The organism is Micromonospora sp. NPDC049274 (assembly GCF_040678875.1).
In the GTDB taxonomy this organism is placed as follows: domain Bacteria; phylum Actinomycetota; class Actinomycetes; order Mycobacteriales; family Micromonosporaceae; genus Micromonospora.
Map to the genome: position 1 here is coordinate 138,293 of NZ_JBFAQS010000017.1, position 21,726 is coordinate 160,018.

A 21,726-nucleotide genomic window follows, 5' to 3' on the forward strand; every position below is an offset into this window, starting at 1 on the left:
GCTGCGCTGCACTCCTCGCGCTCACCGGCCTGCCTCCTGGACGGTGCCGCCCACGGACGGGGCCGGGTCGGTTCTGCCGATGTCGTCCATGGTCGCCTGGACGGCCGGGTTGATCACGTCAGTGACCGGCTTGGGATAGAAGCCGAGCAGCACGATCAGCGCGACCAGCGGCGCGACCACTACCTTCTCGCGCAGGTTGAGGTCCCGGCGCATCCCGTCGACCTCGGTCAGCGTCGGATTGAGCGTGCCCTGCGTGGTGCGCTGCACCATCCACAGCACGTACGCCGCCGCCAGGATGATGCCGAGCGTGGCGATCACCGCCACCGGCTTGTTCACGGTGAACGTCCCGATCAGCACCAGGAACTCGGAGATGAACGGCGCGGTGCCGGGCAGCGCGAGCGAGGCGAGACCGGCGAAGAACAGCACACCGGCGAGTACCGGGACCAGCTTGCCGGCGCCGCCGAAGTCACTGATCAGCGACGAGCCACGTCGGGAGATCAACATGCCGACCACCAGGAACAGCAGGCCGGTGGCCAGACCGTGGTTGAGCATGTAGAGCACCGCGCCCGTGCCGGCCTGCGTGGTGAACGCGAAGATGCCCACCCCGATGAACCCGAAGTGCGCTATCGACGTGTACGACACGAGCCGCTTGAGGTCGTTCTGGCCGACCGCCAGCAGCGCCGCGTAGATGATGCCGATGACGCCCAGCGCCAGCGCCCACGGCGCGAACCACTTCGACGCCTCGGGGAACAGCGGAAGGCAGTAGCGCAGGATGCCGAACGTACCGACCTTGTCCAGCACACCTACCAGCAGCGCGGCGGCACCCGCCGGAGCGGCGCCACCGGCGTCCGGCAGCCAGGTGTGGAACGGGAAGAACGGTGCCTTGATGGCGAACGCGAGGAAGAAGCCGAGGAACAGCCACCGCTCGGTGCCGGTGCTGATGTCGACCTGCGACAGCGCCTGCCAGTCGAAGGTCTTCCCGCCGACCACCCAGAGACCGATCACCGCGGCCAGCATGAACAGACCGCCGACAAGCGAGTAGAGGAAGAACTTCACCGCCGCGTACTGCCGCTGGTGGCCGCCGTAGCTGCCGATCAGGAAGTACATCGGCACCAGCATGACCTCGAAGAACACGTAGAACAGGAAGACGTCGGCGGCGGCGAAGACGCCGATCATCGTGCTCTCGAGGATGAGCAGCAGCGCGAAGTAGACCGGGATGGACCGCTTCGACGACTCGGCGTCGTGCCAGGACGCCAGGATCACCAGCGGCACCAGCACCGCGATCAGCATGAGCATCACCAGCGCGATGCCGTCGGCGGCGAAGGTGAAGCTGACGCCCCAGTTCGGGATCCACGAGTACGACTCGCGGAACTGGAACCGGTCGCCACCCGCGTTGAAGCTGATCCACATCACCACCGAGAGCACCAGCACCAGCAGCGACCAGACGAACGCCACCTGCTTGGCCAGCTCCGGCCGGTGGCGCGGCAGGAAGGCCACCACCAGGGCGCCCACCAGCGGCGCCACGGTGAGCACCGAGAGGAACGGGAAGTTGGACATTATGCGGCCTTACCTCCGTCGTGGATGCGTGGTCCGCCGGCGGGGGCGGGCGTATTCAGGTCGGTCACGCCAACCACCCCGCCTGCACCGCCAGGAACGCCGCCATCACCAGCAGCGCACCGGCCAGGATCGAGGTGGCGTACGAGCGGACGAAGCCGGTCTGCAGCCGCCGGAGCCGACCCGAACCGCCGCCGACACCCGCGGCGAGCCCGTTGACCAGCCCGTCGATGCCCCGGTTGTCGAGGAAGACCAGCGCCCGGGTGAGGAAGATACCCGGCTTCTCGAAGACCGCCTCGTTCACCGCGTCGGTGTAGAGGTTGCGCCGAGCGGCGGTGACCAGCACCCCGGCCGGCTGCGGCGCGGTGGCCGTACCGGTGCGGAACAGGAACCAGGCCAGCCCGGCGCCGAGCACGGTGACCACAAGCGAGAGCGCTGTGAGCACGGCGTGCGGGAGAACCGCCTCGTGCTCCGCGTGCTCGCCGCCCAGCCCCGCGGTCGCCGTCAGCCAGTCCGGGACGGACGTGGAGAGCAGGAAACCGGCGCCGACCGAGCCGACCGCCAGCAGGATCAGCGGGATGGTCATCAGCCGCGGTGACTCGTGCGGCTGCTCGATGTCCTCGGTCCACCGCTTCGGCCCGTGGAAGGTGAGCACGAACAGCCGGGTCATGTAGAACGCGGTCAGCCCTGCGCCGAGCAGCGCCGCCCCGCCGAAGAGCCAGGCGGTCCAGTCCTCCCGCTCGAAGGCGGCCACGATGATCGGCTCCTTGGAGAAGAAGCCGGAGAACGGGAACATGCCGATGATGGCCAGCCAGCCCATCATGAACGTCAACCAGGTGACCTTCATGTACGTGGACAGCCCGCCGAAGCGGCGGATGTCGACCTGGTCCTTCATCCCGTGCATGACCGAGCCGGCGCCCAGGAACATGTTGGCCTTGAAGAAGCCGTGCGCCAGCAGGTGCACGATGGCCAGCGCGTACGCGCCACCGCCCAGGCCGACGCCGAGGAACATGTAGCCGATCTGGCTCACCGTCGACCAGGCCAGCACCCGCTTGATGTCGTCCTTCGCCGCGCCGATGACGCAGCCCATCAGCAGGGTGAGCGCGCCGACGCTTACCACCACGAGTTGGAGCGTCGAGTTCGCGGAGAAGATCGGGTTGGACCTGGCGATCAGGTAGACACCTGCGGTGACCATGGTGGCGGCGTGGATGAGCGCCGACACCGGGGTGGGGCCCTCCATCGCGTCCGGCAGCCACGCCTGCAGCGGGAACTGACCGGACTTGCCGGCAGCGCCGAGCAGCAGCAGCAGGCCGAGCACCAGCACTGTGGTGCCGGTCAGCGCGCCGACACCGTTGAACACCTCGTCGTACTGGGTGGTGCCCAGGGTCGCGAACATGATGAAGATCCCGATGGCGAGGCCGGTGTCGCCGACCCGGTTCATCAGGAACGCCTTCTTGCCGGCCGTCGCGGCGCTCGGCCGCCCGTACCAGAAGGAGATCAGCAGGTACGACGCCAGACCGACGCCCTCCCAGCCGAAGTACAGCATCACGTAGTTGTTGCCGAGCACCAGCAGCAGCATGGCCGCGACGAACAGGTTGAAGTACGCGAAGAACCGGCGGCGACCCCCGTCGTGCGCCATGTACTCGACGGCGTACAGGTGGATCAGGAATCCGACGCCGGTGATCAGGAGGACGAAGACCGCGGCCAGCGGGTCGAACAGCAGGCCGAAGTCGACCCTCAGGTCACCGACCGTGATGAAGTCCCAGAGGCTCAGCTCGACCGACTTGTTTTCCAAGCCGCGCAGCTGGAAGAAGGACGCCAGCCCGAGCACGAACGCGGCTCCGATGGCCGCGACGCCCAACCAGTGCCCCCAGCGGTCGGCCCGCCGGCCGAGCAGCAGCAGGATGGCCGCGCTGACCAGCGGGATCGCCACCAGCAGCCAGACGCTGCCGAGCAAGCCCGTGGCCTCTGCGTACTGCACAGTCTCTTCCACTCGCTTGCCCCTTAGTACTTGAGCAGGTTGGCGTCGTCGACACTCGCCGAGCGCCGGGTCCGGAAGATGGACATGATGATCGCGAGGCCGACGACGACCTCGGCCGCGGCCACCACCATCACGAAGAACGCCATGATCTGGCCGTTGAGGTCACCGTTGATCCGGCTGAAGGTGACAAGCGTCAGGTTGGCCGCGTTGAGCATCAACTCGACGCACATGAACAGCACGATCGCGTTGCGCCGGATGAGCACCCCGGACGCGCCGATGGTGAACAGCACCGCCGCCAGCACGAGGTAATGATTGGGCGTCACTGGTCGGTCCCCTTCAGCGTGGTCTCCTGCGCGGTCAGCTCGCGTACCGGCAGGATGTCCGGCGTACTCCGGTCGGTGAGCCGGCCGTCCGGCAGCCGCGCCGGGGTGGCCACCGAGGAGGAGGTGGCGAAGACGCCGGGGCCCGGCTTGGGGCCGGGGTAGTTGCCCGGCGCGAAGCGCGCCTTCATGGTCGACACCTGGTCGATCTTGTCCTGCTTACGCCGCTCGACGTGCGCGAGCACCATCGCGCCGACCGCCGCGGTGATCAGCAGCGCCGAGGTCAGCTCGAACGCGAAGACGTACTTGGTGAACAGCAGCCGGGCGATGCCCTGCACGTTGCCCTCGGCGTTGGCCTGGTCCAGGCCGACCGCCGTGGTCTTGTCCATGGCGTTGTAGATAGCGCTGCCGACCAGGCCGGCGAAGCCCAGCCCCAGCAGGATCGCGGCGACGCGCTGACCGCGCAGCGTCTCGATCAGCGAGTCCGAGGCGTCCCGGCCGACAAGCATCAGCACGAACAGGAAGAGCATCATGATCGCGCCGGTGTAGACGATGATCTGCACCATGCCGATGAACGGCCCGGCCTGGAGGATGTAGAACACGCCCAGGCAGAGCATCGTGAGCACCAGCCAGAGCGCCGAGTGCACCGCGTTGCGGGCCGCCACCATCCCGATCGCGCCGATGAGCGCGAGCGGCGCGAGGATCCAGAAGGTGACCTCCTCGCCGCCGGACACCCCACCCGCCGCGGCCAGCAGAGTAGACGTGGTCATGCTCCCTCTCCCTTGCCGGCCGCCGCGCGCTGGGCGGCCTGCTCGGCGCCCGGGAACGTCACGCCGGGGTGCTCCTCGACCTGGTAGCGGCCGGGGCCCATCGGGGACGTCTCGGCACCGGCTGAGGTGCCCGGGTTGTCCAGCGCGCCGACGTAGTAGTCCTTCTCGCTGTCGCCCAGCCGCATCGGGTGCGGCGGCTGCTCCATGCCCTCAAGCAGCGGGGCGAGCAGCTGCTCCTTCGTGAAGATCAGGTCTTGCCGGTTGTCCCGGGCCAGCTCGTACTCGTTGCTCATGGTCAGCGAACGGGTCGGGCAGGCCTCGATGCAGAGCCCACAGAAGATGCACCGGGCGTAGTTGATCTGGTAGGTGCTGGCGTACCGCTCACCGGGCGAGAAACGCTGCTCGTCGGTGTTGTCGCCGCCCTCGACGTAGATCGCGTCCGCCGGGCAGGCCCAGGCGCACAGCTCGCAGCCGATGCACTTCTCCAGGCCGTCCGGGTGCCGGTTGAGGATGTGCCGCCCGTGGTAGCGCGGCGCCGAAACCGGCGGCTTGAACGGATAGTCGGTGGTGACGACCTTCCTGAACATGTGCGAGAAGGTGACACCGAATCCCTTGAACGTTCCGGTGATCGCGCCCACGTCACACCTCCCTGGAGTCCGAGCCGGCGACGATGTTGGCCGGCTCCCGCTCGGCGACCACGCGCGTGATACGCGGGCTCGGTGGTACCTGTAGATCCATCGGTGGCAGCGGGAAGCTCCCGTACGGGCGGCTGTCCACCTGCTCCTGCGCGGTCGGCTTCGGCTGCGGTCGACGGTTCGGCCAGAACAGGGTGGCGATCAGCAGCACGCCGGCCGGGATGCCGACAGCGATCAGCTTGCCCTGCGAGTCCCAGTCCTCGATGGAGCGCAGGCCCGACAGGACCAGGATCCAGACCAGGTTGATCGGCAGCAGCACCTTCCAGCCGAAGCGCATGAACTGGTCGTAGCGCAGCCGGGGCAGCGTGCCGCGCAGCCACACGAAGACGAAGACCAGCGCGATCACCTTGCCGAAGAACCAGAGCATCGGCCACCAACCGGAGTTGGCGCCCTCCCAGAGCGTGATCGGCCACGGCGCCCGCCAGCCGCCGAGGAACAGCGTGGTGGTGACCGCGGACATGGTCACCATCGCGACGTACTCGCTGAGCATGAAGAGCGCGAACTTCAGCGAGCTGTATTCGGTCATGAAGCCGGCGACCAGCTCGGACTCGGCCTCGGGCAGGTCGAACGGCGCCCGGTTGGTCTCGCCGACGGTCGCGATGAAGAAGATGACGAAGCTGGGCAGCAGCAGGATCGCGTACCAGCCGGGGGCCGGGATCTCGGTGCCGAAGAGGGTCAGCCGGGTCGCGTCGCCCTGTGCGGCGACGATCCCGCTGGTGCTCATCGTGCCGGCGGTCATGAAGACGGCCACGATGGAGAGCCCCATGGCGACCTCGTAGGAGATCATCTGGGCGCTCGACCGCAGACCGCCGAGGAGCGGGTACGTCGAGCCGGAGGCCCAGCCGCCCAGCACGATGCCGTAGACGCCCATCGAGGAGCAGGCCAGCAGCAGCAGCACGGCCACCGGCACGTCGGTGACCTGCAACGGCGTGTGGTGGCCGGCGATGCTCACCATCGGGCCGAACGGCACCACCGACAGCGCGGTCACCGCGCAGATCACCGAGATCGTCGGGGCGAAGAAGTAGACGACCTTGTCGGCCGCCTTCGGCAGGATGTCCTCCTTGAAGGCCATCTTCAGGCCGTCGGCGAGGGTCTGCAGCAGGCCGAACGGGCCGACCTGGTTGGGGCCGGGCCGCACCTGCATGTAACCCACCACGCGGCGCTCGAACCAGACGCCGAGCAGGGTGGCCAGCAGGCCGAAGGCGAACGCGAAGACGATCTTGCCGAGGACCAGCCACCACGGATCCCGACCGAAGTCGGCGAGCGTCGGATCCTGGGCCAGGAGTGACGGTGTCACTGGTTACCCCCAGTATTGAGGAGCGGACCCGGGAGACCGGCCTCGTCCGCCGCGACCCGCCCGGCCGGGACGGCCGCGCTCGGTGCGGGAACGGAGATCCGGACGACAGTGCCGGACGTCGCCCCGAGGCTGCGCCGCACTGTCGAACCGGGCGAGTTGGTCGGCAGCCAGACGACGCCGTCAGGCATCTCGGTCAGCTCCGCCGGCAGGGTCAGCGCCCCGCGGTCGGTGCCGACCGTGACCGCGTCCCCGTCGGCCACACCCAGCGCCTCGGCGGTGCCCTTGCCCAGCCGGACGACAGCCGGGCGGGCGGTGCCGGCGAGGTGCTCGTCGCCGTCGGTCAGGGTGCCGAGGTCGATGAGCTGGTGCCAGGTCGCCAGCACGGCCTCACCGGCACGCGGGTGCGGCACCGCCCCCGGCGACACCGACGGAGCCGCCGGCCGGGACATGCGCGTGGTCGGCAGCGAACCCAGCTCGCGACGCACACTCGGCACGTCGGCGGTGCCGAGCCGCACGTCGAGCAGCGCGGCCAGCGCGTCGAGCACCCGACCGTCGGTCATCGCGGCGGTGGTCAGCACCGCCTCGAACGGGCGCAGCCGGCCCTCCCAGTCCAGGAAGCTGCCGGCCTTCTCGACCACCGGGGCCACCGGCAGCACCACGTCGGCCCGCCGGGTCACCGCGCTGGCGCGCAGCTCCAGGCTGACCAGGAACGGCACCGCGTCCAGGGCGGTCTCGGCCAGCCGGGGGTCGGCCAGGTCGGCCGGGTCGACCCCGCCCACCACCAGTGCCCCGAGCTGCCCGTTGGCTGCCGCCGCCAGGATGCCGTCGGTGTCCCGACCGGCCTGACTCGGGATCACCCCGGCCGGGATGTCCCACGCCTCGCCCAGCTCGGCCCGCGCGGCCGGCTCGGTGACCAGCCGGCCACCGGGGAGCAGGTTGGGCAGGCAGCCCGCCTCGACCGCGCCGCGGTCACCCGCGCGCCGCGGAACCCAGGCCAGCTTCGCGCCGGTACGCCGGGCCACGTCCGCCGCGGCGGAGAGCCCACCCGGCACACCTGCCAGCCGCTCACCGACGATGAGGATCGCGCCCGGGGCGCTGAGCGCCTCGGTGACCGTGGCGTGCTCGGCGAGCACGCTGGCCTCCTCGCCCGGCACGACCCGGGCCAGCTTGGCGCCGAGCTTCTCCAGGCCGCGAGTGGCGAACGGCGCCAGCGCGTACACCGTCAGGGTCTTCTTCAGGTACGCCTTGCGCAGCCGCAGGAAGAGGATCGGGCACTCCTCCTCCGGCTCCAGGCCGACAAGCACCACCGCCGGCGCGTTCTCCACGTCGGTGTAGGTGACGTCGGTGACGCCGGCGACCGAGCTGGCCAGGAAGTCGGCCTCCTCGCGGGAAACCGGCCGGGCGCGGAAGTCGATGTCGTTGGTGTTCAGTGCGACCCGGGCGAACTTCGCGTACGCGTACGCGTCCTCGACGGTCAGCCGACCGCCGGTGAGCACCGCCGTGCCCTGGCCGCTCTCGCGGGCCGCGTGCAGCCCCTCGGCGGCCCTGGTCAGCGCCTCGCTCCAGGACGCCTCCCGCAGCTCACCGGTGCGCTCGTCGCGGACCAGCGGGTTGGTCAGGCGGTCGGCGGCTCGGCTGTACTGGAAGCCCCAGCGGCCCTTGTCGCAGTTCCACTCCTCGTTCACCGCCGGCTCGTCACCGGCGAGCCGGCGCTGCACCTTGCCGCGTCGCCAGTCGGTGCGCTGCCCGCAGCCGGCGGAGCAGTGCTCGCAGACGCTCGGGCTGGACACCAGGTCGAACGGGCGGGCCCGGAACCGGTACTGGGCGCCGGTGAGCGCCCCCACCGGGCAGATCTGCACGGTGTTGCCGGAGAAGTAGGAGTTGAACGGCACGTCGCCGGCGTCGCCCTCTTCGCCGTACGCGTCGTCCCGGTAGATGTTGATCTCCTCGGCGGACGACCGGCCCATCAGGTCGATGAACTTGTCGCCGGCGATCTCCTCGGAGAACCGGGTGCACCGCTGGCAGAGCACGCAGCGCTCGCGGTCCAGCAGCACCTGGCTGCTGATCGCCATCGGCTTCTCGTACTCCCGCTTGTGCTCGTGGAAGCGCGAGTCGGTGCGGCCGGTGGACATCGCCTGGTTCTGGAGCGGGCACTCGCCGCCCTTGTCACACATCGGGCAGTCCAGCGGGTGGTTGAGCAGCAGCAGCTCCATCACCCCCTCCTGCGCCTTCTTGGCCACCGGGGAGGTGATCTGCGTGCGGACGACCATGCCGTCGGCGACGGTCTGGGTGCAGGAGGCGACCGGCTTGCGCTGTCCCTCCACCTCGACCAGGCACTGCCGGCACGCGCCGGCCGGGGCCAGCAGCGGGTGGTCGCAGAACCGGGGGATCTCGGTGCCCATCTGCTCGGCGACCCGGATCAGCAGCGCCCCCTTGGGGGCGGTGACCTCGACGCCGTCGATGGTGAGGGTGACGGTCTCGGTCTGCTTGGCTACGTCGGTCATTAGTGGGCTCCCACCAGCTGCTTGTCCGACAGCTTCGGCGCGGTACGTCCCTCGATGTAGTCGAGGTAGTCCTGCTTGAAGTACTTCAGCGACGAGGTCACCGAGCTGGTCGCGCCGTCACCGAGGCCGCAGAACGATCGGCCGAGGATGTTGTCGCAGGTGTCCAGAAGGGTGTCCAGGTCCTCGTGGGTGCCCTGGCCGGCGAGGATCCGCCGGTAGACCCGGACCATCCAGTAGTTGCCCTCGCGGCACGGGGTGCATTTGCCGCACGACTCGTGGTGGTAGAACTCCAGCCACCGGTACGTCGCGTAGACCGGGCAGTCCTGGTCGGAGAAGATCTGGGTGGCCGTGGTGCCCAGGATCGAGCCGGCCGCCGCCACCCCCTCGAAGTCCAGCGGCACGTCCAGGTGCTCGGCGGCGAGCAGCGGGGTGGACGACCCGCCCGGGGTCCAGAACTTCAGGTTGTGGCCGGGCTGCATGCCCCCGGCCAGCTCCAGCAGGTCGCGCAGCGTGACGCCCATCGAGCACTCGTACTGGCCCGGGTTGTTGATCCGCCCGGACAGCGAGTAGATCATCGGCCCGGAGGACTTCTCGGTGCCCATGGTCTTCCACCAGTCGGCCCCACCGAGCACGATCGGCGGAACGCTGGCGATGGTGCCGACGTTGTTGACCACCGTCGGGCTCGCGTACAGGCCGTGGGTGGCCGGGAACGGCGGGCGCAGCCGGGGCTGACCCCGGAACCCCTCGAGCGAGTCCAGCAGCGCCGTCTCCTCGCCGCAGATGTACGCCCCGGCGCCGGAGTGCACCACCAGCTCCAGGTCGTAGCCGCTGCGCAGGATGTTGCGGCCGAGGTAACCCTTGTCGTACGCCTCCTGGACCGCGTTGCGTAGCCGACGCGCGGCGTGCACCGCCTCGCCCCGGATGTAGATGTAGGCGCGGGCGGCCCGGATGGCGTACGACGCGATGATCACACCCTCGACCAGTGCGTGCGGGTCGTGGGTCATCAGCGGCAGGTCCTTGCAGGTGCCCGGCTCGCCCTCGTCGGCGTTGACCACCAGGTAGTGCGGCTTGCCGTCGCCCTGCGGGATGAAGCCCCACTTGAGACCGGTGGGGAAGCCCGCGCCACCCCGACCACGCAGCCCGGAGTCCTTGATCAGCTGGATCAGGTCGTCCGGGTGGGCCTTGAGGGCCTTGCGCAGCGCGGCATAGCCGTCCAACTGCTCGTAGGTGCCGATCCGCCAGGCGTCCGGTGACAACCAGCGCTTCGTCAGCACCGGCGTCAGCTTGGCCAGCGTCTCCGGGCGGGGAGTGGTCACTTCTGGGCCCCCGTTTCGCTCGCGTCCGCCGGTCCGGCGCCGTCGGCGTCCGTGCCAGCCTTCGCTTCGGTGAGGTTGCGCTCCTGCGCCCCGGCCTCGTCGCCGGCGGGCTTGCCGTCGCCGGCCGGCTCGTTGGCCGCCACGCCGGCGGCCTCGGCCGACCGCGCGTCGCCAGTCGCGGGCGCGCTGCCGGTGCCGTCCGTAGGCACCTTCGTGCCGGGCGCGTCCGGCACGGCGGTCTGCGCGTCGGGCTGCCGGGTCTCGGCGGTACGCACCTGCGGCGACTTGTCGTCGGGTGCCTTCACGTCCCGCGTGGTACTGCCGCTCGCGGCGGCCGCGGGAGCCGGCTCGCCGGCACCGGCGTTGCCGGGCGTCGGGGCGGACGCCCCGTCACCACCCTTGACCGGTGCCGCGCTGGCCTCGGCGGGTGCCGGCTTCGCGGCTTCCGCCTTCGCCTTCGCCTCGGCGGCGGCCTTGTCGGCCTCGGCCTTGCTGCGGATCGGGGTGTTCGGGTCGAAGCCCGGCACCGAGACGTTGTGCTCCTGCGCCAGCCGCAGACCGCGCAGGGTCGGCTCGCCCGGCCCGCCGTCGGCGACCGCTCCGTCGCGCTCGTCGGCGAAACCGGCGAGCTGCACCGCCATCTCCTTGAGCGTGCAGAGCCGCGCGCCGCGCGTCGGCATCGGCCGGCCACCGGCGCGCAGCTCGTCGACCACGCCGACCGCGGTGGACGGGTCCACGCCGTCGAAGAAGTCGTAGTTGACTGTCATCACCGGGCCGTAGTCGCAGGCCGCCAGGCACTCGGCGTGCTCCAGCGTGATCGTGCCGTCAGCGGTCGTCTCGTCGTGCCCGACTCCCAGGTGCTCGACGAGGGTGTCGTAGACCTCCTGGCCGCCCAGCACGTTGCACATCGTGTTGGTGCAGACGCTTACCAGGAAGTCGCCCGTGGGCTTGCGCTTGTACATGGTGTAGAAGGTGGCCACCGCGCCGACCTGGGCCTTGTTCAGTCCGAGCACCTCGGCGCAGAACGTGACCCCGGCCGGGGAGACGTACCCCTCCTCCGCCTGGACCAGGTGCAGCAGCGGCAGCAGCGCCGAGCGGGACCGGTCCGCCGGGTAACGGGCGATGATCTCGCGCGCCCGCTCCCGCGTCTCGTCAGTGAAAGTCGTCATCGGTCACAACCACCCATCACGGGGTCCAGCGAGGCGCCGCCGGCGATCACGTCGGCGATGAGGCCGCCCTCGGCCATCGCCGGGAGGGCCTGGAGGTTGACGAAGCTCGGTTCCCGGTAGTGCACCCGGTACGGCCGGGTGCCACCGTCGGAGACCGCGTGGACGCCCAGCTCGCCGCGGGGCGCCTCGATGGCGACGTACACCTGGCCGGGCGGGACCCGGAAGCCCTCGGTCACCAGCTTGAAGTGGTGGATCAGCGACTCCATCGACTGACCCATGATCTTCGCGACGTGCTCCAGCGAGTTACCCATGCCGTCGACGCCGATGGCGAGCTGCGCGGGCCACGCGATCTTGCGGTCGGCGACCATCACCGGACCCGGCCGCAGCCGGTCCAACGCCTGCTCGACAAGCTTCATCGACTCGCGGATCTCGGCGAGCCGCACCTGGTAGCGCCCCCACACGTCACCGTCGGGGTGGGTCGGCACGTCGAACTCGTACGTCTCGTAGCCGCAGTACGGCATGGTCTTGCGCAGGTCCCAGGCGAGCCCGGCCGAGCGCAGCACCGGGCCGGTGATGCCGAGCGCCACGCAGCCGGTCACGTCCAGCACCGCGACGTTCTTCGTCCGTTCGAGCCAGATCGGCTGACCGGAGAGCAGGTCCTCGTACTCCTTGAGCTTCTTCGGCATCATCTTCAGGAACTCGCGGATCTTGACGATCGCCTCGTCCGGCACGTCCTGCGCGACACCGCCCGGCCGGACGTACGCGTGGTTCATCCGCAGGCCGGTGATGGTCTCGAAGATGTCGAGGATGTACTCCCGCTCGCGGAAGCCGTACAGCATGATCGAGATCGCGCCCAGCTCCATGCCGGTGGTGGCCAGCCAGACCAGGTGCGACGAGATCCGGTTGAGCTCCATCATCAGCACGCGGATGGTGGTGGCCCGCTCGGTGACGTCCTCGGTGATGCCGAGCAGCTTCTCGACCGCCAGGGCGTACGCCGTCTCGTTGAAGATCGGGGCGAGGTAGTCCATCCGGGTCACGAACGTCGAACCCTGGACCCAGTTGCGGTACTCGAGGTTCTTCTCGATGCCTGTGTGCAGGTAGCCGACGACCGAGCGGGCCTCGCGGACCGTCTCGCCCTCCAGCTCCAGGATCAGGCGCAGCACCCCGTGCGTGGACGGGTGCTGCGGACCCATGTTGACCACGATCCGCTCGTCGTTGATCGGGTCGGTGCCCGAGACGACCGTGTCCCAGTCTCCACCGGTGACGGTGAAGACCCTGCCCTCGGTGGTCTCGCGTTCGGTCGCGTAGTTCGACGTGGTCACTGGTACGACCTCCTGCGGTCCGGCGGCGGGATCTCGGCGCCCTTGTACTCGACGGGCACGCCACCGAGCGGGTAGTCCTTGCGCTGCGGGTGGCCCTCCCAGTCGTCAGGCATGAGGATCCGGGTGAGGTTGGGGTGGCCGTCGAAGACGATGCCGAACATGTCGTACGCCTCCCGCTCCTGCCAGTCGGCCGTCGGGTAGACGGCGGTGACGCTGGGCAGGTGCGGCGACTCGACGGAGACCGCGGCCTCCAGACGGATCCGACGCCGGTAGGTCATCGAGGTCAGCAGGTAGACCGCGTGCAGCCGGCGCTCGTCGGCACCGAGGTAGTCCACCCCGGACACCGAGGAGCACAGCTCGAAACGCAGCGCCAGGTCGTCCCGCAGCACCTGGCAGACCTCGGCGATCCGCTCCGGGCGGACGTGCAGGGTCAGCTCACCCCGGTCGACGACCACCTTCTCGATCGCGTCGGCGAAGGCCGGGTACGCCTCCTCCAACGCGTCGCGGACCTCGTCGAAGTAGCCCCCGTACGGCCGGGAAGCCTCCTCGACGGGCTGGCGCGGGCGGACCAGGCCGCCGTAGCCGGACACGTCGCCGGTGCCCTGGTTACCGAACATGCCGCGCCCCGCCGGGCTGGCCGGCGGCTGCTCGGCCGGAGCGCCGCTGGTGGCGCCGGCCGGCACCACCGGCAGCGGTACGCCGGCGTCGTTGGGCTTGTCGCTCATTTGGGGCCTGCCTGCGGGTGGAGGTGGTTCTGGGCGTTCATCCAGTTCTCGATCCGCAACTGCTCCTCGCGCCCCTCGCGGACCGCCTGGGTCCACTCGGCACGCCGGGCCTTGTCGTTGCGGTACGAGGACGGCATGGAGCCGTACGGCACGACCGGAACGTCGCCGCGCTCCTGGCGGGCCGCCAGCATCTTGCGACCGTTCGGACCCAGCGGCTCATACATGATCTTCTCGCGGAGCTTGAGGATCGCGTCGATGAGCATCTCCGGCCGGGGCGGGCAGCCGGGCAGGTACATGTCGACAGGTACGACGTGGTCGACGCCCTGCACGATCGCGTAGTTGTTGAACATGCCGCCGCTGCTGGCGCAGACGCCCATGGAGAGCACCCAGCGGGGCTCGGCCATCTGGTCGTAGATCTGGCGCAGCACCGGTGCCATCTTCTGGCTGACCCGGCCGGCCACGATCATCAGGTCGGCCTGCCGGGGCGAGGCCCGGAAGACCTCCATGCCCCAGCGGCCCATGTCGTAGTGCGGACCACCGGCGGCCATCATCTCGATGGCGCAGCAGGCCAGGCCGAAGGTGGCGCCCCACACGGACGACTTCCGGGACCAGTTGACCAGCTTCTCCACCGAGGTGAGCAGGACGCCGGCGGGGAGCTTCTCCTCGATGCCCATCTGACGTTCCTTCCTCAGTCCCAGTCCAGGCCGCCGCGCCGCCACACATAGGCGTACGCGACGAAGACCGCGACGATGAACAGGACCATCTCCACGAAGCCGAAGATCGGCAGAGCGTCGAACGAGACCGCCCAGGGGTAGAGGAAGATGATCTCGATGTCGAAGACGATGAAGAGCATCGCCGTCAGGTAGAACTTGATCGGGAACCGCCCGCCGCCGACCGGCTGGGGGCTGGGCTCGATGCCGCACTCGTAAGCCTCGAGTTTGGCCTTGTTGTAACGACGTGGACCGGCGAAGCGGGCGGCGCCGACGGAGAACAGCGAGAACGCCGCGGCGAGGGCGAACAGCCCGATGATCGGTGCGTAAGGCGAGAGCGACATCGTTTTCTCCTGCTCGTCCTTCCCTGCCCTCGGTGCTTGACGAAAATCACACTATTCACGTCCCTCGCGGTGGCTGCCGGCGGGGGTCGATCTTTGTCGGCGTCGGGGCTGTGACCAGCACCGATGCCGTCGCTCTAAACGGCTGGCGCGGCTTTCGTCATCGCGTTGATGACCCGGTCCATCGCGTCCCCGCCTCGGGGGTCGGTCAGATTGGCCAGCAACTTGAGGACGAAGCGCATCAGCGTCGGGTGGGGCATGCCGTGCTTGGTGGCGATCCGCATGATCTCCGGACGGCCGATCAGCTTCACGAAGATGCCGCCCAGCCGGTAGTAGCCACCGAGCCGGGCCTTCAGCTCGTTCGGGTACGCCATCAGCGCGCGCTCCCGCTCCGGCCCGGCCGGACGCGCGAGGGCCTGCACCGCGACCTCCGCGGCCAGTTCGCCGGACTCCATGGCGTACGCGATGCCCTCGCCGTTGAAGGGGTTGACCATCCCGCCGGAGTCGCCGACGAGCAGAACACCGCGCGTGTAGTGCGGCACCCGGTTGAAGCCCATCGGCAGCGCGGCGCCGAGGATCGGGCCGTCGGCGTTGGCCTCGTCGGTCATGCCCCAGTCGGCGGGCGTGTTGGCCAGCCAGTCGGTGAGCAGCCGGCGGTAGTTGGTCTTGCCGAACGCGGACGACGAGTTGAGCACGCCGAGCCCGACGTTCACCCGCCCGTCACCGAGCCCGAAGATCCAGCCGTACCCGGGCAGCAGGTTGTCGCCGCTGTCCTTGCTGCGCAGCTCCAGCCACGACTCGAGGTAGTCGTCGTCGTGCTTGACGGGCGAGTGGTAGTAGCGGCGGACGGCCACGCCGATCGGCCGGTCCTCCCGCTTGGCCAGCCCGAGCGCGAGCGGGAACCGACCGGAGACCCCGTCGGCCGCCACGACCAGCGGGGCGTGGAAGGTGGCGGGCTCCTTGCCGGGCCCCACCTCCGCCTCGACACCGGTGACCCGGCCGTCGCCGTCGAGCACCGGGCCCAGCACGTTGACGTTGGTCCGCAGTTTGGCGCCGGCCGCGACCGCCCGCTGGGCGAGCAGGTCGTCGAAGTCCAGTCGGGTGCGGACCAGGCCGTAGTTGGGGAAGCTGGCCAGCTCGGGCCAGTCCAGTTCCAGGCGTACGCCGCCGCCGATCACCCGCAGGCCCTTGTTGTGCAGCCAACCGGCCTCGGGCGAGGTGTCCACGCCCATCCGGATGAGCTGGCGCACCGCGCGCGGGGTCAGCCCGTCACCGCAGACCTTCTCCCGGGGGAACTCGGTCTTCTCCAACACCAGCACCCGTACGCCGTGCCGGGCCAGGTGGTACGCAGTCGCCGACCCACCGGGACCGGCGCCAACGACGATGACGTCGGCGTCATGCTCCACCGCAGTCATTCGCGCCTCCTCCCGCACGCTCGTGAAATGCTTCACAAGCCAGACGGGACGAGTGTATGACCGGCGTCATACCTGCGCAGGATCAGGGGTACCTAATTCGCCGATGTGACAGCCGGCGACCGTCCACAGCAGCGGGTGTCAGGCCGATCGGGAGGCGTCCAACCCCGCGTCGACCCGGATCGCCTCCGGCAGGTGCTCCCGCAGCGCGCCGCCGGCCGCCCGGTCCAGCGCGGCCAGCACCTCGGCGACCACCTGCCGGACGTCCGTCGGATCGGCGCCGGCCAACGCGCGAAGCTGCGCGATGAGTTCGGCCGCGTCGTCGTCGGTGGCGGCCACCGGGTCCGCCGGCTCTACTCCGGTCATGCGAACGAGCGTACGGGGCAAAGTGGACTTAAGCCGTAAATTCCCGAAACGCGCCGTGCTACTGGCGGATCCCCCGGTGCAGCGCCACCACGCCACCGGTCAGGTTGCGCCACGCCACCCGACCCCAACCGGCCGCGGCGACCCGCCCGGCCAGGGCGGCCTGGTCCGGCCAGGCGCGGACCGACTCGGCCAGGTAGACGTACGCCTCGGGGTTACTGGACACCGCACGGGCGACCACCGGCAGCGACCGCATCAGGTACGACAGGTACACCGTCCGGAAGGCCGGGTTGACCGGGGTGCTGAACTCGCACACCACCAGCCGGCCACCCGGTCGGGTGACCCGGGCCAGCTCGCGCAGGGCCGCGTCGGTGTCGTTGACGTTGCGCAGCGCGAAGGAGATGGTCACGGCGTCGAAGCTCGCGTCGGCGAACGGCAGTCGCAGCGCGTCCCCGGCCAGCAGCGGCACCTCGGGGCGTGCCCGCTTGCCGGCGTACAGCATGCCCAGCGACAGATCGGCGCCCACCGCGTACGCCCCGGACTGAGCCAGCTCGCGCGTCGAGACGCCGGTGCCCGCGCCCACGTCCAGCACGCGCTCGCCCGGCCGCAGCCCGAGCGCCGCACGGGTGGCCCGGCGCCAGGAGCGGTCCTGCCCCAGGGAGATCACCGTGTTGGTCAGGTCGTAACGCTCCGCCACGCCGTCGAACATCGCGGCGACCTCGTGCGGCTGCTTGTCCAGGCTGGCTCGCTGGCCCTGCGGGGTACGGCTCACCCGCTCCACTCTGCCAGCCACGCTCAAGCCCTCGGCCGCTGGGTCCGCTCGACACGCGAAAGGGCGAGGTGGTCGCCCACCCCGCCCTTCGCGTCGTGCCTGTTCGGGTCGTGCCGGTGTCGGATCGTGCCGGTGTCAGTCGGTCGAGGTCTCGTCGCCGGGGGCGACCAGGACGACCTTGCGGCGGCGGGAGAGCACCAGCAGCGCCCCTCCCGCGAGCAGGATCAGACCACCGATGCCACCGATCAGGCCGGCCTGCACACCGGTCACCGGCAGCCCACCGCCACCGGAGCCACCGCCACCGGCGGTCGGCGACGCGGTCGCACCCGGCGTCGTCGTGCCCCCCGGCGTCGGAGTCGCGGTCGGGGTCGCGGTCGGCGTGGCCGTCGGCTGCGCGCTCAGGTCGACGAACGCCTCGAAGGTGGTGTGGTTGTCCAGCTCGTCGACCTCGGTGAACGCCTTACGCTGCGCCGAGCTGGCCACCTCGGGCTCCTCCTCGGGCTGCCCCTCGGCGCCGTCCAGCCCGAATGCGAAGAGGTCGCCCTCGTGCAGCACCGGCTCGGTCACGTCCTCGCCGACCGTCACCTGGACGTCCGCGGTGTAGTACTGCCCGGGCTTCACGACCGCGCCGGCGTCCTCGCAGAACAGCTGCTGCTTGCCCTGGAACACCTGCTCGAGGCAGCCCTCCGGCTTCTGCGCGAAGGTGACGCCCACCGGCAGGGTCAGGCCGTAGAAGATGCCCGTCGCCTTGCGGCTGCCGTCGTTGTAGACCGCCCAGTCCAACGGGACCGTCTCGCCCCGCCGCACCGGGCGCAGGTCGGGGTCGTCGCCCTGGACGCCGTTCACCACGACGTTCGCCTGGACGTCCTGCACCCAACTGGTCAGGTCGTAGCCGGGCTTGGCAACGGTGATGTCGTGCTCGACCGTGTCGATCGGCGTGGAGCCGGAGGCGGTCGAGGTGATGCTGACCACAAGCGTGCCGGCGTCACCGCGGCCACCGGTGGAGAACAGCGGGATGCCGAACTCCTCGCGGGTGCCGGCCGGCAGGTCGCCGAGCGGGCAGGTGAACGTCTTGCCCTTCACCTGGCAGCCGTCGGGCACCACGACGCCGACCTTGTTCTTCTTCAGCGCGCTGGTGTTCACGGTGTAGCTGACACCCGTGGCGGCAACCGTGCTCCGGCTGTTGTCGACCCGGAACTTGAACGGCTTGGCCTTGGCCGCCTTGACGCCCTTGGCGAGTTCGGTGCTGATCGGCACCAGGGCCAGATCGGCCTGGTCGACGGCCTGCGCCGGGGCGGCAACGGTGGCCAGACCACCGGCCGCGAGCAGGGCCACGACACCGGCGCGGGCCAGGGCCGAGCGGTGGAACGCTGTCATCGGTCCCCCGGGGGTAGGGAAGAAAGAACGGGTTGCGGAACGAGCGGACGTTATCGAAGGTCAATCTGCCGCGCCAGCCTGGGCGGCGGATTTCAACCGTCCGGACTGGACCGGCCAAACGGTACGGGCGGAATGGTCACCCATCCCGCCCGTACCGCCGTGCGTTATATGAACGGCCCGCCTGGGCCGATGGAGGACTTTCTCAGGCGGTCGGCCGCTCGTCGGCCGGCGCCACGAGGACCACCCGACGCCGCCGGGCGACCAGGAACATCACACCACCCGCGAGCAGCACGGCCACGCCGATGCCACCGATGAGACCCGCCTTGGCGCCCGTCACCGGCAGACCGCCGTCGTCGCCGCCGGTGCCACCGCCAGAGCCGCCCTTGGCCGCGACGATGACCGCGAAATCGTCCCTGTTGTCCGTCGGGTCCACGTCGGTGACGCGCTCACCCTTGGCCAGCATCCGGACGTTCTCGATCCCCGCCTTGCGGCCCGCCCCGGGCAACGGGGTGCCGGCCGGCGCGACGCCGAGGGCGTCGGCGACCAGCGAGCCGTTCGGCAGAGCGACCGGCGCCTTGACGCCGGGCGCCACCTTGATCGGGAAGGTGATCAGCAGCCCCAGGTCGGCACCGATGAGGTCGGCCTCGTCGGTGCAGGTCGCGGTGCGCAGGTCAGTGGAGTACTCGCAGCCGTCGTACTGCTCGCTGAAGGTGGCGCCCTTCGGCAGCTGGACGGTGAACTCCACGCCCTTGGCGATGGTGTCGCCCTGGTTGACGATCTCGCCGACGAAGACGGCCTGGTCACCCGGGTACAGCGGGGACTGCTCCGACACCACACCGCCCTCGAGGCTGAGCCTGGTCTTCACGTCCGGCGCGACCACACCCAGGTCGACGCCCGGCTCGCCGTCGAACTCCAGCTTCACCTGCTTGATGTTGTTGTCCGGGGTGGTGTCGTCCGCCGACCGGAGGAAGAACCCGACCTGCGTGTCGCCACCGTCGTAGCCGACGGCTGCCTTCGCCGTGAAGATCGGGAATTCCAGCGTCTCACCCGGCCCCGGGATCTGCGCCGCGGGCACGGTGCACTCGATGGTCGAGCCCGGGCCGCCCTTGCAGTTCTCCCCGAGCGGGAGGGAGATGATCCGCTCGTCGTGCATGCCGGACAGGTCGACGCCGACGGTGAGGGCGCTCGGCGTACCCGGACCGTTGTTCTTGACCTTCATGAAGCCGATCTTGCCCTTGGTACCCTCGGCCAGCCTGGTGCCGGCGACCGAGATCTCCAGGTCGGCCTTGGTGTCGGCGGCCTGGGCCGGCGCCCCGGCCAGCCCGACCGCCCCGGCCGCGAGCAGCGCCGCCGCCCCGATCCGGGCAGAAACCCGGCTGCGTACGTTCATCTGAGGTGCCCCCGTGTGCCTGGCTCATGGATGGACCCGCGGAGGTTATCGGCTGCCGATCACCCGCGCTATCCCCCACAAACGGCCAGGCCGGGCTGCGGGGTCGGGATCGTCCCAGACTTGTCCGCATTGACACTGATTGTCGTTGATGACTCGCGTGACGCTCCGACAACCGTGCCGCAGAGTCCGCCTGTCCGGGCAACGACGGTCAGCGTTCGGACGAGTCGGCGGGCTACGACGAGCGTCACCCACCGTGTAACGGACGTTCACACCGGGCAGCCAGCGGCCGCCCGGCGGTCAACGGGCGTCGACCAGTGGCAGTGACTTCCCGGCGCCGCCGCCGGGAAGCGCGATCGAGGAGAAGTGCGACACCACCCGCTCGTCGGTCGGATCGTCGGCCGGCGTGTGGTGCACCGCGAGCCGGTTGTAGAGGGTGTCCCGCTGGGCCGGGATCCGGTCCGCGGAGCGGATCATGCCGATCAGCTCGTGCAGGTTGGAGCGGTGCCGGGCGCCGGCCGAGGAGATGACGTTCTCCTCCAGCATGATCGAGCCGAGGTCGTCCACGCCCATGTGCAGCGACAACTGCCCGACGTCCTTGCCGGTGGTCAGCCAGGACGCCTGCAGGTGCGGCACGGTCTCGAAGAAGAGCCGGGCCACCGCGACCAGGCGCAGGTATTCGAGCGTGGTCGCCTGGGTACGGCCCTTGAGGTGGTTGTTCTCCGGCTGGTACGTCCACGGGATGAACGACCGGAAACCACGGGTGCGGTCCTGCACGTCGCGGATCATGCGCAGGTGCTCGATCCGCTCGGCGTGCGTCTCACCCGTGCCCATCATCATTGTCGCGGTCGACTCGACGCCCTGCCGGTGGGCCAGCTCCATGACCTCCAGCCAGCGTTCCCCCGACTCCTTGAGCGGGGCGATGGCCTTGCGGGGGCGCTCGGGCAGCATCTCCGCGCCGGCGCCGGCGATCGAGTCCAGGCCGGCGGCCTTGATCCGGGCGATGGCCTCGTCCAGGCTCACGCCGGAGACCTTGGCCATGTGCAGGATCTCGCTCGGCCCGATCGAGTGGATGACCAGCTGCGGGTACGCCTGCTTGACCGAGGAGAACAGCTCCTCGTAGTACTCGACGCCGTAGTCCGGGTGGTGGCCGCCCTGGAGCATCACCTGGGTCGCGCCCAGCTCGACCGCCTCGCCGCACCGGCGCAGGATCTCCTCGGTCGGGTGGGTCCACCCCTCGGCATGCTTCGGCGCCCGGTAGAACGCGCAGAACTTGCACGCCGTCACGCAGACGTTCGTGTAGTTGATGTTGCGATCGATCAGGTAGGTGACGATGTTGTCCGGGTAGCGCCGCCGGCGCACCGCGTCCGCCGCCTCGCCCAGCGCGTGGAAGGGCGCCTCGGTGTAGAGCAGCAGCGCCTCCTCGGGCGTGATCCGCCCGCCGTCCGCGCCACGCTGCAGGATGTCGTCGATCTCCCGGCTCACCGTCACGTCCCGAGCCTACGTCGCCCGCTCAGCGGCCGGCACGCCCCTCCGTCACCGGTGACGAGCGCCCCAGGGCGGTGTCAGTCCACGCTGCCCCGTCCAGCGCCCAGATCTTGGACAGTTCCCGTCAGCTCGGCGGGCTCAACTGGTGGTTGCAACACTCAGGAGCTGGGTCATCTTCTCACCTGGGGTGGCCCAGCCCAGGGTCATACGGGGGCGGTCGTTG

At 70.0% G+C, this 21,726-nt stretch carries 19 protein-coding genes; all 19 read right to left on the reverse strand.

Translation table 11 applies throughout. The annotated features are described in order from the left end of the window. Positions 1 to 21: 21 nt before the first annotated feature. The 19 genes from AB0K10_RS26905 to mqnC all read right to left on the reverse strand — a co-directional run bounded on the left by AB0K10_RS26905 (position 22) and on the right by mqnC (position 21,506). The gene (locus AB0K10_RS26905; RefSeq protein ID WP_363687904.1) at positions 22 to 1,557 is read right to left on the reverse strand and encodes an NADH-quinone oxidoreductase subunit M; all 1,536 of its coding nucleotides are present in this window, start codon (positions 1,555 to 1,557) and stop codon (positions 22 to 24) included. A 64-nt stretch (positions 1,558 to 1,621) separates the two neighbouring features. Continuing rightward, entirely contained in the window at positions 1,622 to 3,547 is a 1,926-nt protein-coding gene (gene nuoL, locus AB0K10_RS26910; protein WP_363687906.1) for an NADH-quinone oxidoreductase subunit L, read from the reverse strand. A gap of 11 nt (positions 3,548 to 3,558) precedes the next feature. After that, positions 3,559 to 3,858, reverse strand: coding sequence for an NADH-quinone oxidoreductase subunit NuoK (gene nuoK / locus AB0K10_RS26915; protein ID WP_007454601.1), 300 nt, complete (start codon positions 3,856 to 3,858; stop codon positions 3,559 to 3,561). Beyond that, positions 3,855 to 4,625, reverse strand: a complete 771-nt coding sequence (locus AB0K10_RS26920; RefSeq protein WP_363687908.1) for an NADH-quinone oxidoreductase subunit J — start codon at positions 4,623 to 4,625, stop codon at positions 3,855 to 3,857. The genes nuoK and AB0K10_RS26920 overlap by 4 nt, the downstream gene beginning before the upstream one ends. After that, positions 4,622 to 5,263, reverse strand: coding sequence for an NADH-quinone oxidoreductase subunit NuoI (nuoI, locus tag AB0K10_RS26925; protein WP_007454597.1), 642 nt, complete (start codon positions 5,261 to 5,263; stop codon positions 4,622 to 4,624). Before nuoI ends, AB0K10_RS26920 begins: the two co-directional genes overlap by 4 nt. Before the next feature lies 1 nt (position 5,264). Next, on the reverse strand, positions 5,265 to 6,617 hold the full coding sequence (gene nuoH, locus AB0K10_RS26930) for an NADH-quinone oxidoreductase subunit NuoH (RefSeq protein WP_363687910.1): 1,353 nt from the start codon (positions 6,615 to 6,617) through the stop codon (positions 5,265 to 5,267). Continuing rightward, positions 6,614 to 9,121 carry an NADH-quinone oxidoreductase subunit G gene (locus AB0K10_RS26935; RefSeq protein ID WP_363687912.1) on the reverse strand — a complete coding sequence of 836 codons (2,508 nt, stop codon included), beginning with the start codon at positions 9,119 to 9,121 and terminating at the stop codon, positions 6,614 to 6,616. Before AB0K10_RS26935 ends, nuoH begins: the two co-directional genes overlap by 4 nt. Beyond that, entirely contained in the window at positions 9,121 to 10,437 is a 1,317-nt protein-coding gene (gene nuoF, locus AB0K10_RS26940) for an NADH-quinone oxidoreductase subunit NuoF (protein ID WP_363687914.1), read from the reverse strand. Before nuoF ends, AB0K10_RS26935 begins: the two co-directional genes overlap by 1 nt. Next, on the reverse strand, positions 10,434 to 11,606 hold the full coding sequence (gene nuoE, locus AB0K10_RS26945) for an NADH-quinone oxidoreductase subunit NuoE (protein ID WP_363687916.1): 1,173 nt from the start codon (positions 11,604 to 11,606) through the stop codon (positions 10,434 to 10,436). The genes nuoF and nuoE overlap by 4 nt, the downstream gene beginning before the upstream one ends. Beyond that, a complete protein-coding gene (locus AB0K10_RS26950; protein WP_363687918.1) occupies positions 11,603 to 12,928 on the reverse strand; it encodes an NADH-quinone oxidoreductase subunit D in 1,326 nt (441 codons plus the stop codon). Before AB0K10_RS26950 ends, nuoE begins: the two co-directional genes overlap by 4 nt. Continuing rightward, entirely contained in the window at positions 12,925 to 13,653 is a 729-nt protein-coding gene (locus tag AB0K10_RS26955; protein ID WP_363687920.1) for an NADH-quinone oxidoreductase subunit C, read from the reverse strand. The genes AB0K10_RS26950 and AB0K10_RS26955 overlap by 4 nt, the downstream gene beginning before the upstream one ends. Further along, positions 13,650 to 14,327, reverse strand: coding sequence for an NADH-quinone oxidoreductase subunit B (locus tag AB0K10_RS26960; RefSeq protein WP_007454590.1), 678 nt, complete (start codon positions 14,325 to 14,327; stop codon positions 13,650 to 13,652). The genes AB0K10_RS26955 and AB0K10_RS26960 overlap by 4 nt, the downstream gene beginning before the upstream one ends. Before the next feature lie 14 nt (positions 14,328 to 14,341). Continuing rightward, on the reverse strand, positions 14,342 to 14,707 hold the full coding sequence (locus tag AB0K10_RS26965; RefSeq protein WP_007454588.1) for an NADH-quinone oxidoreductase subunit A: 366 nt from the start codon (positions 14,705 to 14,707) through the stop codon (positions 14,342 to 14,344). Positions 14,708 to 14,841: 134 nt separating this feature from the next. Further along, positions 14,842 to 16,119 carry a geranylgeranyl reductase family protein gene (locus tag AB0K10_RS26970; protein WP_234584654.1) on the reverse strand — a complete coding sequence of 426 codons (1,278 nt, stop codon included), beginning with the start codon at positions 16,117 to 16,119 and terminating at the stop codon, positions 14,842 to 14,844. 138 nt (positions 16,120 to 16,257) lie between these two features. Next, complete coding sequence (locus tag AB0K10_RS26975; protein ID WP_363687922.1) at positions 16,258 to 16,482, reverse strand: hypothetical protein; 225 nt, start codon at positions 16,480 to 16,482, stop codon at positions 16,258 to 16,260. Positions 16,483 to 16,540: 58 nt separating this feature from the next. Continuing rightward, entirely contained in the window at positions 16,541 to 17,251 is a 711-nt protein-coding gene (locus AB0K10_RS26980; protein WP_039907192.1) for a demethylmenaquinone methyltransferase, read from the reverse strand. A gap of 135 nt (positions 17,252 to 17,386) precedes the next feature. Next, entirely contained in the window at positions 17,387 to 18,628 is a 1,242-nt protein-coding gene (locus tag AB0K10_RS26985; RefSeq protein ID WP_363687924.1) for an LPXTG cell wall anchor domain-containing protein, read from the reverse strand. Positions 18,629 to 18,830: 202 nt separating this feature from the next. Continuing rightward, complete coding sequence (locus AB0K10_RS26990; RefSeq protein ID WP_363687926.1) at positions 18,831 to 20,018, reverse strand: cell wall anchor protein; 1,188 nt, start codon at positions 20,016 to 20,018, stop codon at positions 18,831 to 18,833. Between the two features lie 297 nt (positions 20,019 to 20,315). After that, positions 20,316 to 21,506 carry a cyclic dehypoxanthinyl futalosine synthase gene (gene mqnC / locus AB0K10_RS26995; protein WP_363687927.1) on the reverse strand — a complete coding sequence of 397 codons (1,191 nt, stop codon included), beginning with the start codon at positions 21,504 to 21,506 and terminating at the stop codon, positions 20,316 to 20,318. Positions 21,507 to 21,726 lie beyond the last annotated feature (220 nt).

Coding starts and splice junctions, on each gene's coding strand:
- AB0K10_RS26905 (WP_363687904.1), bottom strand. CDS start 1,557: ATGTCCAACTTCCCGTTCCTCTCGGTGCTCACCGTGGCGCCGCTGGTG.
- AB0K10_RS26920 (WP_363687908.1), bottom strand. CDS start 4,625: ATGACCACGTCTACTCTGCTGGCCGCGGCGGGTGGGGTGTCCGGCGGC.
- AB0K10_RS26935 (WP_363687912.1), bottom strand. CDS start 9,121: ATGACCGACGTAGCCAAGCAGACCGAGACCGTCACCCTCACCATCGAC.
- nuoE (WP_363687916.1), bottom strand. CDS start 11,606: ATGACGACTTTCACTGACGAGACGCGGGAGCGGGCGCGCGAGATCATC.
- AB0K10_RS26955 (WP_363687920.1), bottom strand. CDS start 13,653: ATGAGCGACAAGCCCAACGACGCCGGCGTACCGCTGCCGGTGGTGCCG.
- AB0K10_RS26960 (WP_007454590.1), bottom strand. CDS start 14,327: ATGGGCATCGAGGAGAAGCTCCCCGCCGGCGTCCTGCTCACCTCGGTG.
- AB0K10_RS26965 (WP_007454588.1), bottom strand. CDS start 14,707: ATGTCGCTCTCGCCTTACGCACCGATCATCGGGCTGTTCGCCCTCGCC.
- AB0K10_RS26970 (WP_234584654.1), bottom strand. CDS start 16,119: ATGACTGCGGTGGAGCATGACGCCGACGTCATCGTCGTTGGCGCCGGT.
- AB0K10_RS26975 (WP_363687922.1), bottom strand. CDS start 16,482: ATGACCGGAGTAGAGCCGGCGGACCCGGTGGCCGCCACCGACGACGAC.
- AB0K10_RS26985 (WP_363687924.1), bottom strand. CDS start 18,628: ATGACAGCGTTCCACCGCTCGGCCCTGGCCCGCGCCGGTGTCGTGGCC.
- AB0K10_RS26990 (WP_363687926.1), bottom strand. CDS start 20,018: ATGAACGTACGCAGCCGGGTTTCTGCCCGGATCGGGGCGGCGGCGCTG.